Annotated in this window: 14 protein-coding genes and 1 pseudogene; 5 read left to right on the top strand and 10 right to left on the bottom strand. The window is 31.0% G+C overall.

All coding sequences use genetic code 11. From position 1 onward, the window contains the following. Positions 1-21: 21 nt before the first annotated feature. The 7 genes and pseudogenes from crcB to SR63_RS00890 form a co-directional block, all read right to left on the bottom strand. Entirely contained in the window at positions 22-390 is a 369-nt protein-coding gene (crcB, locus tag SR63_RS00920) for a fluoride efflux transporter CrcB (RefSeq protein WP_002859058.1), read from the bottom strand. Then, positions 384-1,076, bottom strand: coding sequence for a lysophospholipid acyltransferase family protein (locus SR63_RS00915; RefSeq protein WP_002866407.1), 693 nt, complete (start codon positions 1,074-1,076; stop codon positions 384-386). Before SR63_RS00915 ends, crcB begins: the two co-directional genes overlap by 7 nt. After that, positions 1,057-2,253, bottom strand: coding sequence for an SH3 domain-containing protein (locus SR63_RS00910; protein ID WP_002877649.1), 1,197 nt, complete (start codon positions 2,251-2,253; stop codon positions 1,057-1,059). Before SR63_RS00910 ends, SR63_RS00915 begins: the two co-directional genes overlap by 20 nt. Then, positions 2,225-2,897 (bottom strand): annotated as a pseudogene (gene purQ / locus SR63_RS00905) (phosphoribosylformylglycinamidine synthase I). Before purQ ends, SR63_RS00910 begins: the two are co-directional and overlap by 29 nt. A 1-nt stretch (position 2,898) precedes the next feature. Next, positions 2,899-3,144, bottom strand: a complete 246-nt coding sequence (gene purS, locus SR63_RS00900; RefSeq protein WP_002866405.1) for a phosphoribosylformylglycinamidine synthase subunit PurS — start codon at positions 3,142-3,144, stop codon at positions 2,899-2,901. A gap of 8 nt (positions 3,145-3,152) precedes the next feature. Continuing rightward, positions 3,153-3,863, bottom strand: coding sequence for a phosphoribosylaminoimidazolesuccinocarboxamide synthase (gene purC / locus SR63_RS00895; protein ID WP_002854922.1), 711 nt, complete (start codon positions 3,861-3,863; stop codon positions 3,153-3,155). A 1-nt stretch (position 3,864) separates the two neighbouring features. Further along, positions 3,865-5,199 carry a S41 family peptidase gene (locus tag SR63_RS00890; protein WP_002856815.1) on the bottom strand — a complete coding sequence of 445 codons (1,335 nt, stop codon included), beginning with the start codon at positions 5,197-5,199 and terminating at the stop codon, positions 3,865-3,867. Positions 5,200-5,316: 117 nt separating this feature from the next. Here SR63_RS00890 and SR63_RS00885 point away from each other — a divergent pair, with 117 nt between their 5' ends. After that, positions 5,317-5,607 (top strand): metal-sensing transcriptional repressor, encoded by a 291-nt coding sequence (locus tag SR63_RS00885; RefSeq protein WP_002855280.1) that lies wholly within the window; start codon positions 5,317-5,319, stop codon positions 5,605-5,607. A gap of 111 nt (positions 5,608-5,718) precedes the next feature. Next, positions 5,719-8,292 carry an ATP-dependent Clp protease ATP-binding subunit gene (locus SR63_RS00880; RefSeq protein WP_022552248.1) on the top strand — a complete coding sequence of 858 codons (2,574 nt, stop codon included), beginning with the start codon at positions 5,719-5,721 and terminating at the stop codon, positions 8,290-8,292. Between the two features lie 27 nt (positions 8,293-8,319). Here the strand turns inward: SR63_RS00880 and SR63_RS00875 are convergent, their stop codons facing one another. From SR63_RS00875 to alaS, 3 genes are read right to left on the bottom strand one after another with little or no spacing between them, the layout of a single operon-like run. Further along, on the bottom strand, positions 8,320-10,251 hold the full coding sequence (locus tag SR63_RS00875) for a penicillin-binding protein 1A (protein WP_002857099.1): 1,932 nt from the start codon (positions 10,249-10,251) through the stop codon (positions 8,320-8,322). After that, on the bottom strand, positions 10,248-10,799 hold the full coding sequence (gene maf, locus SR63_RS00870; protein WP_002866403.1) for a septum formation inhibitor Maf: 552 nt from the start codon (positions 10,797-10,799) through the stop codon (positions 10,248-10,250). Before maf ends, SR63_RS00875 begins: the two co-directional genes overlap by 4 nt. Next, a complete protein-coding gene (alaS, locus tag SR63_RS00865) occupies positions 10,799-13,327 on the bottom strand; it encodes an alanine--tRNA ligase (RefSeq protein WP_147498328.1) in 2,529 nt (842 codons plus the stop codon). Before alaS ends, maf begins: the two co-directional genes overlap by 1 nt. A gap of 114 nt (positions 13,328-13,441) precedes the next feature. On the opposite strand from alaS, the gene SR63_RS00860 reads away from it, so the two are divergent. The 3 genes from SR63_RS00860 to hemH are packed head-to-tail and all read left to right on the top strand — an operon-like array spanning position 13,442 to position 16,312. Beyond that, positions 13,442-14,515 carry a DegT/DnrJ/EryC1/StrS family aminotransferase gene (locus SR63_RS00860; RefSeq protein WP_002933370.1) on the top strand — a complete coding sequence of 358 codons (1,074 nt, stop codon included), beginning with the start codon at positions 13,442-13,444 and terminating at the stop codon, positions 14,513-14,515. A 4-nt stretch (positions 14,516-14,519) separates the two neighbouring features. After that, positions 14,520-15,386, top strand: a complete 867-nt coding sequence (locus tag SR63_RS00855; RefSeq protein WP_002866400.1) for a Gfo/Idh/MocA family protein — start codon at positions 14,520-14,522, stop codon at positions 15,384-15,386. Continuing rightward, positions 15,383-16,312 (top strand): ferrochelatase, encoded by a 930-nt coding sequence (hemH, locus tag SR63_RS00850; protein ID WP_012006658.1) that lies wholly within the window; start codon positions 15,383-15,385, stop codon positions 16,310-16,312. Before SR63_RS00855 ends, hemH begins: the two co-directional genes overlap by 4 nt. Positions 16,313-16,410: the final 98 nt, after the last annotated feature.

Raw genomic sequence — 16,410 nt, 5'->3', positions numbered from 1 at the left:
TTCTAAAGTAAATTTAAAGATTTATTTGAAAATTATAAAGCCAAGCCATGCGGCAAATAAGCAAAGAAAGACATTTAAGATAATATTTAACGCAAAATGAAGATAATTTCCACTTTGCAAAAGAAGTAAATTTTGATAAGAAAAAGTAGAAAAAGTTGTAAAAGCTCCTAAAAAACCTGTACTTATAAAGCTTTTAAGTAAAGGAGATAAACCTTTATTTTGTGCATAAGAAAACAAAAGTCCTATGATAAAAGAACCCAAAACATTAACAAAAAGAGTTCCAAGGCTGATAGAATAAGGAAAAAATTTATTCACTAAATTTATAGAAAACATTCTTAAGATTGCTCCTATAAATCCCCCAAAACCAACAACTAAAAGGGTATTTAGCAAAGCTTAGCTCTTTCTTGATCGAGTAATTCTTGCATTTTTTTTCTAGTGTTTTCAAGCCATTTGTCATCATTTGTATCGACTAAATCCATACAAATGATTTTAAGCACTCCGCTGCTTGCACTAAAACTTTTTGTGTCTAAAATTTTTACAGAATCTACAATTAAAATAGGTTGAACTTTAAGATTTAATTTTTCACTTAAAATTTTTGCTCCACTTTGAAATTTAAGCATTTTTTCATTTTTAGATCTAGTTCCTTCTGGAAAAATAGCCAAAACCCTATCTTCACTAATTCTTTCTTTTGCTTCTTTTAAAACTCGTACTAAATCACGCGGATTTTTTCTATCTATACAAAGAAGTTTTGGTTTTTTCATGGCGACTTTGAAAATAGGAATTTCTCCTAATTCTTTTTTGGCAATCCAGCATAAATTTTTAGGATATAATTCTTCTAAAGCGATGATATCTAAAGCACTTTGGTGATTCATTAAAATCATCTGAGCTTGTGGATTAAAAGTACCAATGATTTCTTGTTTATAAGAGATAGTATATCTTTGAAATTTAGCCCAAATTTTGCGGATTTTCCAAAGTGTGTTTTGAGATTTTGTAAAGCAAAAACAAAAAACTACCAAAGCAACGCTTAAAACAAAAAAAATCCAAAAATAAAGAGCTTTAATTTTTTTGTAAATCATCTTTATTAACCCAACCTATTTTTCCATCAGAAAACAGTACTTTAATATAATTTTGTCGTTTGCCTAAAACTTCTACTTTTTCATCTGCATTTGCCGTATAAAAATAAGTTGAAGGCTCTGTAGGTAAAATTTTAGCCCTAGAACCAGCCTTGATAATTGCATTTTGAGTATTGGTATCTACAAGAAAACTAAGTGCAAAACAAACAACTGCCAAAGCCAGAATAATGTAATTTTTTCTCCATACAAATAAAGCTCCAAATAAAACCGCTAAAAACCATAAGGTATATTGTTTATAAATATTTAAGTCTTTATTTACAGGATTTAAATCACTCTGAGTGCTGATCTCATCGTCACTAATTTTTAGTTTTAAATTTATATTTTCAAGCTTTTTACTGTCCTTATTGAAATACGAAAATTCAAAATTTGTTTTACTTAATGGCAAAATAGCATAATAAAAAGCACTAGAAGCATTAAAATCCCCTTTTAAATTTTCAATACCTTGCTTTTGAATTCCTTCTATAAAAAAGCTTTTAAGATTTGTATTGGTTGCGTTTAGTTCTACCATCATAATGATATTAGCATCATCAAAATAACTCGCTTTAACTTTTTTAATTTCCAAAGAACTTGCCACAAGGTGTGAAAAATCTTTATTGGATAAAGTATTTTCAAATTTGATAGGATTAAGATTGATATCGGCCTCTTGAAAAGCTTCATTATTTCTAAGAAGTTTGATAGAAATTTTACTCAAACTAGCATTTGAATTTTTGGCTTCAAACCATAAAGTTGTTTTATATTCGTTATTGATAAATTCCCATTTTGCATCTGGATTTAAAAAAGATAAATTAGTTTTTTCTACGCTTATGTTAAAATCAAATTTTGTATTTTCCGTAGTGCGAGCATAGATCGTAATAGGAAAAACTTCTCCAACATATACCCTGCTTGGATATTCATCATTTGTAAGAACCAAACTCCCTTTAGCTACAAAAGGATCATCTACATTGCTTTCAAAGTCATTGTTTTCATCACTTGGCGGAATATTTTGATAAATTTTTTGTTCTTCTTGGGGTAATTTTTGTAATTCTTTTTGCATATTTTCATCTTGGCCGCCAAATACAGAAATTTCACCCCTGCCAAACAATACAACAACACTAAAAATTAAAGTTAATAAAATTTTCAAAATAAAAAGCCTTTAAGCATTTTCAAACCTATATCATTACCTAGGACTTTTTCACAAGCACGCTCAGGATGTGGCATGAGTCCAAAGATTTTTTTGTTTTCATCACAAATTCCTGCGATATCAAATACAGAACCATTTGGATTTGGCTCGTATTTTAAAGTAATAAGATCTTTATCTTGCAATTCTTTTAAAGTAGCCTCATCAGCGTAATAATTTCCCTCTCCATGAGCAATTGGTAAATTAATAATTTCATCTTTTTTGAAATTTTTCAAAAAGGCATTATCATTAGAAACTACTCTTAAATTTTGGTTTTTTGAGATAAAACTAAGATTGTTGTTATGCTTCATTGCACCTTTTAAAAGACCGCTTTCAAGTAAAATTTGAAAACCATTGCAAATACCTAAGATATATCCTCCCTTTTTTGCATGATTAAAAACACCTTGCATAGCAGGAGCAAGTTTTGCAATAGCTGCACATCTTAGATAATCTCCATAAGAAAATCCGCCTGGCAAAACAACTAAATCTGTATCAAATTCTTTTTCTTCATGCCAAACAATCTGCGTTTTTACTCCAAGTTTTTCAAAGGCATAAGCTGTATCAAATTCACAATTTGTCCCTGGAAATCTAATAATAGCAACTTTCATTTTACTCTTTCTCAATTACAAGCTCATAATCTTCAATGATGCTATTTACCAACAACTCTTCACACATTTTTTTTACTTGTTCTTTGGCTAATTTTTCATCTTTCTCATCAAGAGAAATTTTGATTTGTTTTGCTATTTTTACTTCTTTAACACTATTAAAATTTAAAGAATGCAAAGCTTTTTCCACCGCTTTGCCTTGTGGATCTAAAACCCCATTTTTTAAAGAAATATTTACAATAACTTCCATATTTTTCCTTAATTTAATATTCTTTTTAAAACTTCTTCATAAGCCATTTTTACATTACCTAGATCTTGACGAAATCTATCTTTATCTAATTTTTCATTGCTAAATTTATCCCAAAATCTACAACTATCAGGGCTTATTTCATCAGCTAAAACAAGTTCATTATCTTTAGTTAAACCTAGTTCGATTTTAAAGTCAATCAGCCTTAAATTTTTATTGTCAAAAAATGGAGTTAAAATAGAGTTAATCTTTCTAGCCATATTTTTAATTTCACTAATTTGAGCTTCATTTTGCACTAAATTTAAAATCAAACAATGCTCATCATTGATAAAAGGATCGCCTAAAGCATCATCTTTAAGACAAAATTCCACCAAAGCAAAAGGTAGCACAGTGCCATCTTTAATGCCCAGTCTTTTTGTAAGAGAACCTGTTGCAACATTGCGTACTATAACTTCAATAGGAACAATTTTACATTTTTTAACCACTTGTTCTGTATCGCTTATAGTTTCTACCAAATGGGTTTTAATCCCATTTTTTTCGAGCAAATGAAAAATTTCAGTACTGATTTTACAGTTTAATGCGCCTTTTCCACTTTCATTGCCTCTTTTTTCTGCATTAAAAGCAGTTAAATCATCTTTAAACTCACTAATTAGTAAATTTTCATCATCAGTTTTGAAAAGTTTTTTACCTTTTCCTTCGTAGAGCATTTCTTTTTTTGTCATTTTATTGTCCTTGTTTGATATTTAAAATTTTAATAGTATCAATAGCTGATTTTAACTGTGCGTCATCATTGATTTGTTTTTGACTGATTAGATTTTTATTGTCTTTATTTTCTTGTTTATCTTCTTTTTTATTTTTATCTATTTTTTCAAGCTCACTTTCTAAATGTTGTTTTAAGTCGCTTTCTTTTATAGAAAAACCATCTTCTTGAGTATTTACTTTACCTGGAAAAACTTCAATATCAGGTTTTACACCCACTGCTTGAATAGTACGCCCGCTTGGAAGATAATATCTTGCAATAGTAAGCCTTAAAGCTTCAGTTTTATTAATAGGTATGATTTGCTGAACACTACCTTTTCCAAAAGTATTTTCACCCACAATAACACCGCGTTTAAGATCTTGTAAAGCTCCACTTACAATTTCACTTGCACTAGCACTTCCACCATTTACAAGCACAACCAAAGAAGCATTAGAAATTTTGTTTTTAGGATCGGCTTTATATTCTTGATTTTCACTTGCGATGCGTCCTTTTTGAGAAACAATAACACCTTTATCTACAAATAAATTTACAAGTCCTATGGCTTGATTTAAAAGTCCACCAGGATTATTTCTAAGATCTAAAATAACTCCTTTAACATTAGGATATTTTTTAAGTTCTTTACTTGCCACATCTACAACATTTTTATCAAAATTTGTAACCCTAAGATAAAGAATGTTTTCATTTTCTATCATTTTTGCATAAACACTTTCTATCTTAATAATTTCTCTTGTAAGTGTAACATCAAAAGGTTTTGTTGCACCTTTTCTAAAAATGGTTAAAGTGATTTGAGTTTTTGGCTTACCACGCATTTTATCTACAGCATCATTGAGATTAATTCCTAAAGTGGCCTCATCATTAATTTTTAAAATAATATCTCCTGATTTTATCCCTGCTTTATCTGCTGGTGTTCCTTCTATAGGAGAAACAACTGTTAAAGCGCCATCTTTCATACCTACGGTTATACCAAGGCCACCAAATTCGCCATTGGTTTGAATTTTCATATCATTAAAATCTTTTTCATTTAAAAAAGAAGAATGCGCATCAAGATTGCTTAAAAGTCCTGATAAAGATTTATCCACCAAATCGCTGATATTTTGATCATCCACATAGTATTGCTCTACTATGGCAAGAGTTTTTGTAAGCTTATCTAAAGCTTCTAGGCGTTTTTGAACCTGCTCTTCTTTTTGATCAACTTTAGCTTGTAAATGACTTGTTAAAAATAGACATAAAATAAAAGTAGTGGCAAAGCCTGCAAGACCCGCAAAAAATCGTTTTGTTTTCAAAATAAGCTCCATCATTGAGTTTTAGTTTAAAGAGTAAATTTTAATAAAAATTGCTTAAAACTTCGTAAATAAATTTAAATTCTTAAAAATATGTTAAAATAGACTAAAAATTCCAAAAAGAAAGTTAATACAATGTGCCAAGAAAAACATACTCATACACATTCTCAAAAACATCTTAAAGCAGTTTGCAATCGTCTAAGTAGAACCATAGGGCATTTAAGCGCTATTAAAAGAATGGTTGAAAATGACAAAGACTGTAGTGAAATTTTAATCCAGCTTGCTGCCGTAAAAGCCGAAGTTAACAATACTGCAAAAGTAGTTTTAAAAGAACATTTAGCTCATTGTATGGTACATGCTGTAGAAGAAAATGATATTCAAAGTATAGAAGAATTAAACAAGGCTATAGATATGTTTATGAAATAATCTAAAATTAGTCATTTGTCCTATTATTTAAAAAATTTTACTCAATTAACTTGACATTATATGACTAAAGTTATATAATAGCAAGTATATAAACTAAATAAAGGATAAAACATGGCAAATATACAAAATTTTCTAACTGATAATATGCTTTCAAACCTTGAAAGCGCAGCATCTTTAGCTATACATTCTAAAAATAATGAAGTTGCACCTTTACATCTTTTATGGGCTTTAAGCGTAGATAGTACAAGTATTTTAAATCAAATTTTAAATAAATTAAATATTTCCAAAGAAGCCTTAGAACTTGAAATTAAAAGCAGAATTTCAAAACTTGCAACGAGTTCAAATGTAAACCGTGAAAATATACGCTTTTCCAATGAACTTATAAATTCATTAGAAAATGCTAAAGGATTAATGAGTGCTAATGGAGATAGTTATTTAAGTGTGGATACTTGGCTTGTAAGTGAAAGTCAAAAAAGTCCTACTAAAGAAATTTTGGCGCAATTTTTAGATTTAAGAGAATTTCAAAAAGAGCTTGAAAGTCTAAGAGCGGGACGCAAAATCGATAGCAAAACAAGCGATGAAACCTTAGACAGCTTAAATAAATTTGGTATAGATTTAACCTTAAAAGCAAGCGAAGGTAAACTTGATCCTGTTATAGGCAGAGAAGAAGAAATCGAACGTTTAATGCAAATTTTAATACGCAAAACCAAAAATAACCCTATACTTTTAGGTGAACCAGGCGTAGGAAAAACAGCTATAGTGGAAGCTTTAGCACAAAGAATTATTAAAAAAGATGTTCCAAAATCTTTGCAAAATAAAAAAGTTATCGCTCTTGACATGAGTGCTTTAATTGCAGGTGCAAAATACAGAGGAGAATTTGAAGACAGATTAAAAGCTGTCGTTAATGAAGTGATAAAAAGTGAAAATATCATTCTTTTTATCGATGAAATTCACACTATAGTAGGAGCTGGAGCGAGTGAAGGCAGTATGGATGCGGCAAATATTTTAAAACCTGCTCTTGCAAGAGGTGAACTCCATACTATAGGCGCAACTACTTTAAAAGAATATCGTAAATATTTTGAAAAAGATGCAGCCTTGCAACGCCGTTTTCAACCTGTAAATGTAGGTGAGCCAAGCGTTAATGAGGCTTTGGCTATGTTAAGGGGTATAAAAGAAAAGCTTGAAATTCATCATAATGTAACTATAAATGATAGCGCTTTAGTAGCTGCAGCTAAACTTTCAAAGCGTTATATAGCGGATCGTTTTTTACCTGATAAGGCCATTGATTTAATCGATGAAGCTGCAGCTGAACTGAAAATGCAAATTGAAAGCGAACCAAGTTCTTTAAGAAAAGTACGCAAAGATATAGAAACTTTAGAAGTTGAAAATGAAGCTTTAAAAATGGAAAATGACGAGAAAAATCAAAAAAGACTTGATGAAATCGCAAAAGAACTAGCCAATTTAAAAGAAAAACAAAATGCCTTAAATTCACAGTTTGAAAATGAAAAAAGTGTTTTTGATGGCATAAGTGCTAAGAAAAAAGAAATTGATCTGCTTAAAAATGAAGCTTCTTTGGCTAAAGCTAGAGGTGAATTTCAAAAAGCAGCCGAGCTAGAGTATGGAAAAATTCCAAGTCTTGAAAAAGAAGTAGAAATTTTAGAAGATAAATGGAAAAAAATGAGTGAAAATGGAGTTTTACTTAAAAATCAAGTGGATGAGGATTTGGTTGCTGGAATTTTAAGCAAATGGACGGGTATTAGCGTGCAAAAAATGTTAACTTCTGAAAAACAAAAATTCTTAGAAGTGGAAAAACATTTAAAAGAAAGTGTCATAGGACAAGATAAGGCCTTAAGTGCTTTAGCTAGAGCCATTAAACGCAACAAAGCAGGACTTAATGCGGACAATAAACCTATAGGAAGCTTTTTATTTTTAGGGCCAACAGGGGTAGGAAAAACACAATCAGCTAAAGCTTTGGCAAAATTTTTATTTGACGATGAAAAAGCAATGATTCGCTTTGATATGAGTGAATTTATGGAAAAACATAGTGTTTCAAGACTCTTAGGCGCACCTCCAGGGTACATAGGACATGAAGAAGGTGGAGAGCTTACTGAAGCTGTGCGAAGAAAACCTTATAGCGTGCTTTTGTTTGATGAAGTTGAAAAAGCACATAAAGATGTATTTAATGTGCTTTTAGGGATTTTAGATGATGGTAGAGCAACCGATAGCAAAGGTGTAACAGTGGATTTTAAAAATACCATTATCATTTTAACTTCTAATATTGCCTCAAGCGCTATTATGAATTTAAGCGGAAAAGAACAAGAAGATGTGGTAAAAAATGAGTTAAAAAATTTCTTTAAACCTGAGTTTTTAAACCGCTTAGATGATATTATCACCTTTAATCCACTTGGAAAAGATGAAGCTTATGAAATAGTTAAGCTTTTATTTAAAGATTTACAAATGAGCTTAGAAAACAAGGGGATAAAAGCGAGTTTAAGCGAAAATGCAGCCCTTTTAATCGCTAAAGATGGTTTTGATCCTGATTTTGGTGCTAGACCTTTAAGAAGAGCTATTTATGATCTTATAGAAGATAAATTAAGCGATATGATACTTGCTGATGAACTTCATGAAAATGATAGCATTATCATTGATGCAAAAGATGATGAAATAATCATCAAAAAAGCTTAATCATTTTGAAAGTAGATCTTTCTACTTTCAAAATATAATCTCGCTTTCATTAAATTTCATATTTGCTTTTGGCAATGGTGATTTGGTGGTATAATAAGCACTTTCTCCTTTATAATTTCCACGATAAACCCCATTAGGAATGCTAAATTTTCTAGTTGTATCAGGGAATTTTTCTATATATTGAGTTAAAAATTCTCTAAACACAGGAGCAGCTGTTCTAGCCCCACCTTCTGTATAACGCATAGGCTTGTTGTTATCATTTCCATACCAAATGATTGCTTCTATTTCAGGCGTAAGTCCACAAAACCAAGCATCAACACTTTTATTCGTTGTTCCTGTTTTTCCTGCTATTTCTATATCTTTTACTCTTGCATTGCGTCCTGTGCCTTTTTCAACAACATTTCTCATCATATCTAAAACCAGAAAACTTTGCGCTTCATCGCTGACTTTACGCTCATTTGAGTTAAATTCCATGATGGTTTTACCGGTTTTATCCTGAACTTGTCTGATAATTTGAGGATCTTTAATCGTACCATAGTTCCCAAACATGGTATAAAATTTCGAATACTCCAAAGGAGAAATACCAAAACTTCCCAATACGATTGATAAATTAGGCGGTATATCTTTAAATCCAAATTCCATTAGTTTAGAGTAAAGAACATCAAGCCCCATATCAAGTGCGAGATTAATGGTAGCTAAATTTCTTGATCTTGTTAAAGCTTCTTTTAAGGTAATTAAACCTAAAAATTTACCCCCTTCATTTTTAGGTTTCCAATCCTCATTATTACCCGCTCCACCTTCAAAAATTCTAGAAATATCAGCAATTTCACTCATAGGCGAATATCCTAAATTAATCGCCACTTGATACACAAAAGGTTTAAAAGAGCTTCCAGGTTGACGCATACTTTGAGTAGCACGGTTATAATTACTTTTTTCATAATCAACCCCACCTACCAAAGCTAAAACATCGCCACTTTGATGATTTACCACGACCATAGCTCCGTTTAAAGTGCTTAAATTTGCATCTTTATCGCGTTTTACTATCTCATCATAACCAAATTTCAAAGCATTCTGCGCCATATTTTGAACATCTAAGTCTATATTTAAAATGATTTTATATCCACCTGTTTTTAAGTCTTTGATATTAGGGCTTAATTGTTTAATCACTTCATCTACGACATAAGGAGCAGCATTTTGAGTAAGCGTATCATCATAAACTTGCGGAATTTCTTTAATGGCTGTATCATAATCTGCTTTTGAAATCCAACCTAGATTATACATTCTTGAAATAACATTATTTGCTCTTGAGATGGAAAGATCTAAATGCTTTGTAGGATCATAACTGCTAGGTGCTTTTGGCATACCTACTAACATAGCAATCTCTTTAAGGCTTAATTCATTTAAATTTTTATGAAAATACCCCAAAGATGCGGTTTTTACTCCATAATACCCATGTCCAAAAAAGATAAAATTTAAATACCTTTCTAAAATTTGCTCTTTAGTTAAAATGGTTTCCATTTTATAAGCAAGCAAAGCTTCGCGAATTTTACGCGTAATCGTTCTTTCTGGGGTTAATTCTGTGTTTTTAATAAATTGCTGGGTAAGAGTGGAAGCTCCTTCCATGGTTTTTCCACCGCTTTTTATGATTTTTACAGCAGCTCTAAAAATGGCATCGATATTAACTCCATTATGTTCAAAAAAGCTTGTATCTTCTATAGCAACTAAAGCTTCTATAAGGCGTGGAGGAAGCTCTTCATAAGGAGCGTAAAAACGATGCTGTTCAAAAATATTAGCCACAAGCTTGCCATTTCTATCGTAAATTTGTGTTGTAAGAGGAGGTTTGTATTCTTTAAAAGTATAACCCTCAGTATCAGCACTTGTGAAAAGATAAGCCACATAAATAAATCCAGCTATAAACAAAAGAGTAAAAAATGAAAAAATATATTTTAATATTTTCATAAATAAGCCTTTAAAGTTTGGATATCAAGCCCTAAAGCAGTGCTTAGATTTCCTACTTGGTGGGTGATGAAATTTTGATGAAAACCCTCACACATAATACAACCCGCCTTGCCTTTATAAAGATCATTTTCTACATAATCTCTTAAAGCATTTTCATCAAAATTTTTAAAATAAAGCGTAGTTTTTGAAAGAGAAAAAACTCTTTTTTCAGGTTTTACAAGCAAAAAAGCCGATAAAATACTTGCATACTTGCCATTTTGCAAGGCAAGCATTTCATAAGCTTCTTTTTTATCCTTTGCTTTGGTAAGAATTTTTTCATCTATACAAACTATACTATCTGCAAAAAGCAAATTTTGGTTTTGAAAATCTTTGCCTAAAGTACTTAAAAATTGTCTTTCTTTTTCAAGAACTATTTTTTGAACATATAAAAAAGGTGAAATATTCTTATCTAAATTTTCATCATAATCAAAACTAACTTGCCTAAAATCAATCTTTGCGGTTTTAAGCAAGTTAGCTCTTGAAATGGAACTTGAAGCAAGAATTAACATTAAAGTGCTTTTTCTATCGTTTCTAAGCTTTGTTTTAAAGCTTCATTGATTTTGCTTAAATCTTTTCCACCTGCAGTAGCAAAATCATCTCTTCCACCACCATTTCCACCTAAAATTTGTGCCGCTTCTTTAACCAAAGCTCCTGCTTTTAAAGGCACATCTTTAACACCAGCTGCTAAAGTGATTTTTTCATCTTTTACTTGGATAAGTAAAATCACCGCTTTAGCAAATTTGTTTTTAAAATCATCAATCATAGCTTTAATATCGCCATTATCTATACGTTTTACGCAAATTTCAACACCTTGGATATTTTTAGAATCAAGCTCGGTTTTACTTGAATTTTTAAGCTCATTTTTTAAACTTAAAATTTCATTTTTAAGCTTTTTAATCCCGCTTAAAATATCATTATTTTTAAGTTCATCTTTTACTTTAGAAAGTTCTTCAAGTTGATTTTTTACAAATTCTAAAGCCGCTTTAGAAACCACAGCTTCAATGCGTCTAACTCCAGCACTCACACCGCTTTCTTTAACTATGTAAAAACTTCCTATTTGAGCAGTATTTTTAACATGAGTTCCCCCGCAAAGTTCCTTGCTTTCACCTAGAGTTAAAACACGCACATTGCCTTGGTATTTTTCATTAAACAATGCTATAGCGCCGCTTTTTTTAGCTTCTTCTAAAGGCATATTTTCTAAGATAGCTTCGCTTGAGTTTATAATCATTTCATTGACTCTTTTTTCAATGTTTTCTAGCTCTTCTTTGCTTAAAGCTTTATGATGAGTAAAATCAAATCTTAGTTTATTGCTTTCAACCAAAGATCCTGCTTGACTTACATGAGAACCTAAAATTTCTCTTAAAGCATGGTGTAAAAGATGAGTGGCTGAGTGGTGGCGTGCGATTTGCTCTCTTTTTTCTGTATCGATTCTTGCATGAACTATATCGCCAACTTTTAGTTCTTCGCCTGCTTTTACAAAGCTAAGATTGAGATTAAAAAACTTTTGCGTATCTAAAACTTCACGCTTGGCCATAAATCCACTATCAGCACTTTGCCCCCCACTTGTTGCATAAAAAGGTGTGTTTTTAAGCATCACCCAACCCGCATCTTTAAGGGTGGAAACTTCTTTAAAATCTTCATCTAAAAGGGCTAAAATTTTACTTTCGCATTCTGCTTTTTCATAACCTACGAAATGATTTTCTCCAAATTTTTCAAGCAAGTTTTTAAAATCTCCGCTTGCAGTTTTATCTCCACTTCCTTTCCAAGAAGCCTTAGCGCGTGCTTTTTGCTCATTCATTAAAAGTTCAAATTTTTCTTCATCAACTTTAAGATTTTTTTCTCTTAGCATATCAGCCGTTAAATCAAGCGGAAAACCATAAGTATCATAAAGTTTAAAGGCTACTTCTCCGCTAAAAATTTCTTTAGTGTTTTTAAGCTCTTCATTAAAAATTTCAATCCCATTTTCTATAGTGCTTAAAAATCTTTCTTCTTCAAGGCGAATTTGTTCTTTTATAAAGTCTTTTTTCTCATTAAGATAGGTATAATGTCCGCCCATTAAATCGCATACAACATCAACTAGTTTATACATAAAAGCTTGTTTAAAACCTAACAAATATCCATGTCTTAAAGCACGACGCAAAATACGACGCAAAACATAACCTCTACCTTCTTTATCAAAACTTACCCCTTGTGCAAGCAAAAATACACTTGATCTTATATGATCAGCTATGACTCTAAAACTTGCTCCGCTTTCATAAATATAAGTTTTATTACAAAGTTTTGAAATTTCATTGATGATTGGCATAAAAAGCGAGCTATCAAAATTGCTGAATTTACCTTCTTTAATCGCTGTTACTCTTTCAAGTCCCATTCCCGTATCAATGCTTGGCTTTGGTAGTGGGCTAAGCACTCCATCAGCACTTCTTTCATATTGCATAAAAACAAGATTCCAGATTTCTAAAAATCTATCTCCATCTCCGCCCATATAATCTTCGCTTGAGTTAAAATACTCTTCTCCTTGGTCATAAAAAATCTCACTACAAGGACCACAAGGACCAGTATCGCCCATTTGCCAGAAGTTATCTTTATCGCCGAATTTGTAAATTCTTTCTTTTTGAATGTGTTTTTGCCATAGATTAAAAGCTTCATCATCGTTTTCATGCACGGTTACATAAAGTCTGTCTTTAGGTAGTTTTAAAAATTCAGTTACAAATTCCCAAGCATAAGCTATGGCTTGTTCTTTAAAATAATCTCCAAAACTAAAATTCCCAAGCATTTCAAAAAAAGTATGATGGCGTGCGGTATATCCTACATTATCTAAGTCATTGTGCTTTCCGCCCGCTCTTATACAAGTTTGACAGCTTGTTTTGCGTGGAGGGTTTGGGCGTGGAATTTCTCCTGTAAATATACTTTTAAAAGGCACCATACCCGCATTAGTAAAAAGTAAAGTTGCATCATCAGGAACTAAAGGACTTGACGGGGTTATCTCATGTCCTTTTGATGCAAAAAAATCCAAATAAGCTTTTCTAATATCCATGAATTTTCCTAAAGAAATTTTTATAAAAACATATCATACCAAAATTACTTTAAATTAAGTAAAACTAAAATACAATAAACATTTTTATTTAATTTTATTTCTCTAAGGTTTTTTATGAATTTTATCAATCTTCAAGCCCAATATCTCGCATACAAAGATGAAATCAATGCTGAAATTGAAAGCGTTTTATCAAGCTCTTCTTTTATAGGCGGTGCAAAGCTTAACGAATTTGAGCAAAATTTAGCTCATTTTTTAGGTGTTAAACACGCTATAGGTTGTTCAAGTGGAACCAGTGCTTTATATCTTGCCTTAAGAGCCTTAGATATTGGCAAAGATGATGAAGTTATAGTGCCTAGTTTTACTTTCATAGCAACAGCTGAAGTTGTGGCCTTAGTAGGCGCAAAACCTGTTTTTGTAGATATAAATTTATCAAATTACAATCTTGATTTTGAAGCAGTGCAAAAAGCAATAACCCCAAAAACTAAAGCTGTTATAGCAGTAAGTATGTTTGGACAAATGAGTGATTTAAGGGCTTTAGAAGAAATTTTAAAAGATAAAAATATCACTTTGATCGAAGATGGTGCACAAAGTTTTGGTGCAAGTTTCAAAGGAGAAAAATCCTGCTCCATAGCTAAAATTTCATGCACGAGCTTTTTTCCTTCAAAACCTTTGGGAGCTTATGGCGATGGTGGGGCTATTTTTTGCCATGATGATGAAATTGCTAAAAAAATAAGAATTTTACTCAATCACGGACAAACTCAGCGTTATAAACATGAATTTATAGGTATAAATGGACGCCTTGATACCTTGCAAGCGGCGATTTTAAATGTTAAGTTAAAATACCTAGAAAAAGAATTAGACAAAAGACAAAAATTAGCACAAACTTATAATGCAAATTTAAAAAACTGCCAAATTCCGCAAATTGATCCAAATGCTTTTAGCGCTTATGCACAATACAGCGTTTTAGTTGAAGATAGAGCTAGTGTATTGCAAAAATTTGAAAAAGCTAATATACCTTATGCTATACACTATCCAACCCCTTTGCATAAACAACCTTGCTTTAGTGAGTTTTCAAATTTAGAACTTAAAAATTCAGAATACGCAAGCGAACACATCTTATCTTTGCCTTTTTCACCTTTTTTAAGTGAAGAAGAGCAAGAGCAAGTTATTTGTATTTTTAAAGATTAATTCCATGAAAATAGGTATCATAGGCCTTGGAAAAATGGGGCAAAACCACTTAAATGAACTTAGTAAAAATTCTCATTTTAAGCTTAATGCACTTTTTGATCTTTGCAAAAATCCAAATCTAAATATTTTTGATGATATTTTTTATGATGATTTGGATAAATTTTTAAATCAAAATAATGATATTATCATCATAGCAACACCTACAAATTCACATTTAGCAATAGCAAAAAAAGTTTTTAAACAATGCAAATGCGTTTTAATCGAAAAGCCTTTAGCTCTAAATTTAAAAGAAATAGACGAAATTTCAAATTTAGCTAAAGAATACAGCGTAAAAGTAGGCGTAGGTTTTTGTGAAAGATTTAATCCTGCGGTTTTAGCCCTAAAAAAAGAGCTTGAAAATGAAGAAATTATCAGCATTAACATACAAAGATTTTCACCCTACCCGCAAAGAATCAGCGATGTAGGGATTTTGCAAGATTTGGCTGTGCATGATCTTGATTTGCTTTGTTTTTTAAGCAAACAAGAAATAACAAAAACCAATTTGCTTAAAAAATATACCCAAGATCAAACAAGAGAAAGTGAAAGCATTATTCTATGTGAGCTTGAAAAATGTATTGCTAGCATACATCAAAGTTGGAATAGCACACAAAAACTAAGAAAAATTCATCTTATTACTAAAAATCATTTTTATGAAGCCAATTTAAATGACTTTTCTTTATTAAAAGATGGAAATTTTATAGAACTTACTCAACAAAGTCCACTTTTTTCAGAACACGAAGCTTTGTTAAAACTTATCGATAATCAAGCTAATCATTTAGCCAGCACGAGCGATGCTTACAAAGTTCAAGAAATTTTAGAAAGGTTTGCGTGAAATTAGTTTTATTTTTAAATATGGGCGGAGCTACGAATTTACAAGATTGTGAAGTTTTTTTAAAAAATATGTTTAATGATCCTTATATTTTAGGAATCAAAAATCGATTTTTAAGAAAATTTGTAGCATGGATCATAACAAAGGCTCGCGTTAAAGCCATGCAAGAAAACTATAAAAAAATGGGTGGAAAATCCCCTTTAAACGAACTTACTCAAAGCCTGTGTAATAAACTTAATTTAAAACAAGATGAATTTAAATTTGATTTTGTAAATCTTTATGTGCCTCCTTTTGCCACAGAAATTTTGCAAAAATACACTTTAAATGAAAGTGATGAAATCATTCTTTTTCCACTTTATCCGCACCATTCTTGCACCACAGTAACTTCATCTTTAGAAGTTCTGCAAAATGAAATTTCAAAGCAAAAAATTCAAGCAAAAGTAAAAACTATAGATATTTTTTACAAAAATGAGCTTTATAATGAGATGATAGTTTCGCACATTTTGGCTAAAAAAAGTAAATTTGATGCCAAAATTTTGATTTTCTCAGCGCATTCTTTACCACAAAGCATTATTGACAAAGGTGATTTATATGAAAAGCATGTAAATGATCATGTAGAAATTTTAAAAGAAAAACTAAAAGATCATTTTGATGAATTTATTTTAGCTTATCAGTCTAAACTAGGCCCTGTAAAATGGCTTGAACCAAATACAAGCGATGTTTTAGCAAATTTAAACGATAAAGCTTTGATTTACCCTATTTCTTTTTGCATTGATTGTTCTGAAACGATTTTTGAACTAGGTATGGAGTATAAACATTTAGCAAAATGTGATTATGATTTGATAAGTTGCCCTAATGATAGTGATGAATTTATGGAATTTATTTTAAATTCTATAAATTCACCCTTAGCAAGAAAAACTTCTTGCTAAAACTCAAAAATACTTCCCAAAGCTTACATAAGCTTTAGAACTATAATCATCATCTAGTTTATATTTCTTTAAAGCTCTAGCTAAATCAAGCTTAACAT

The organism is Campylobacter sp. 2014D-0259 (assembly GCF_008000505.1).
Lineage (GTDB): Bacteria > Campylobacterota > Campylobacteria > Campylobacterales > Campylobacteraceae > Campylobacter_D > Campylobacter_D jejuni.
Note: the sequence above shows the minus strand (reverse complement) of the source record. Positions and strands in the feature narration are given on the sequence as shown.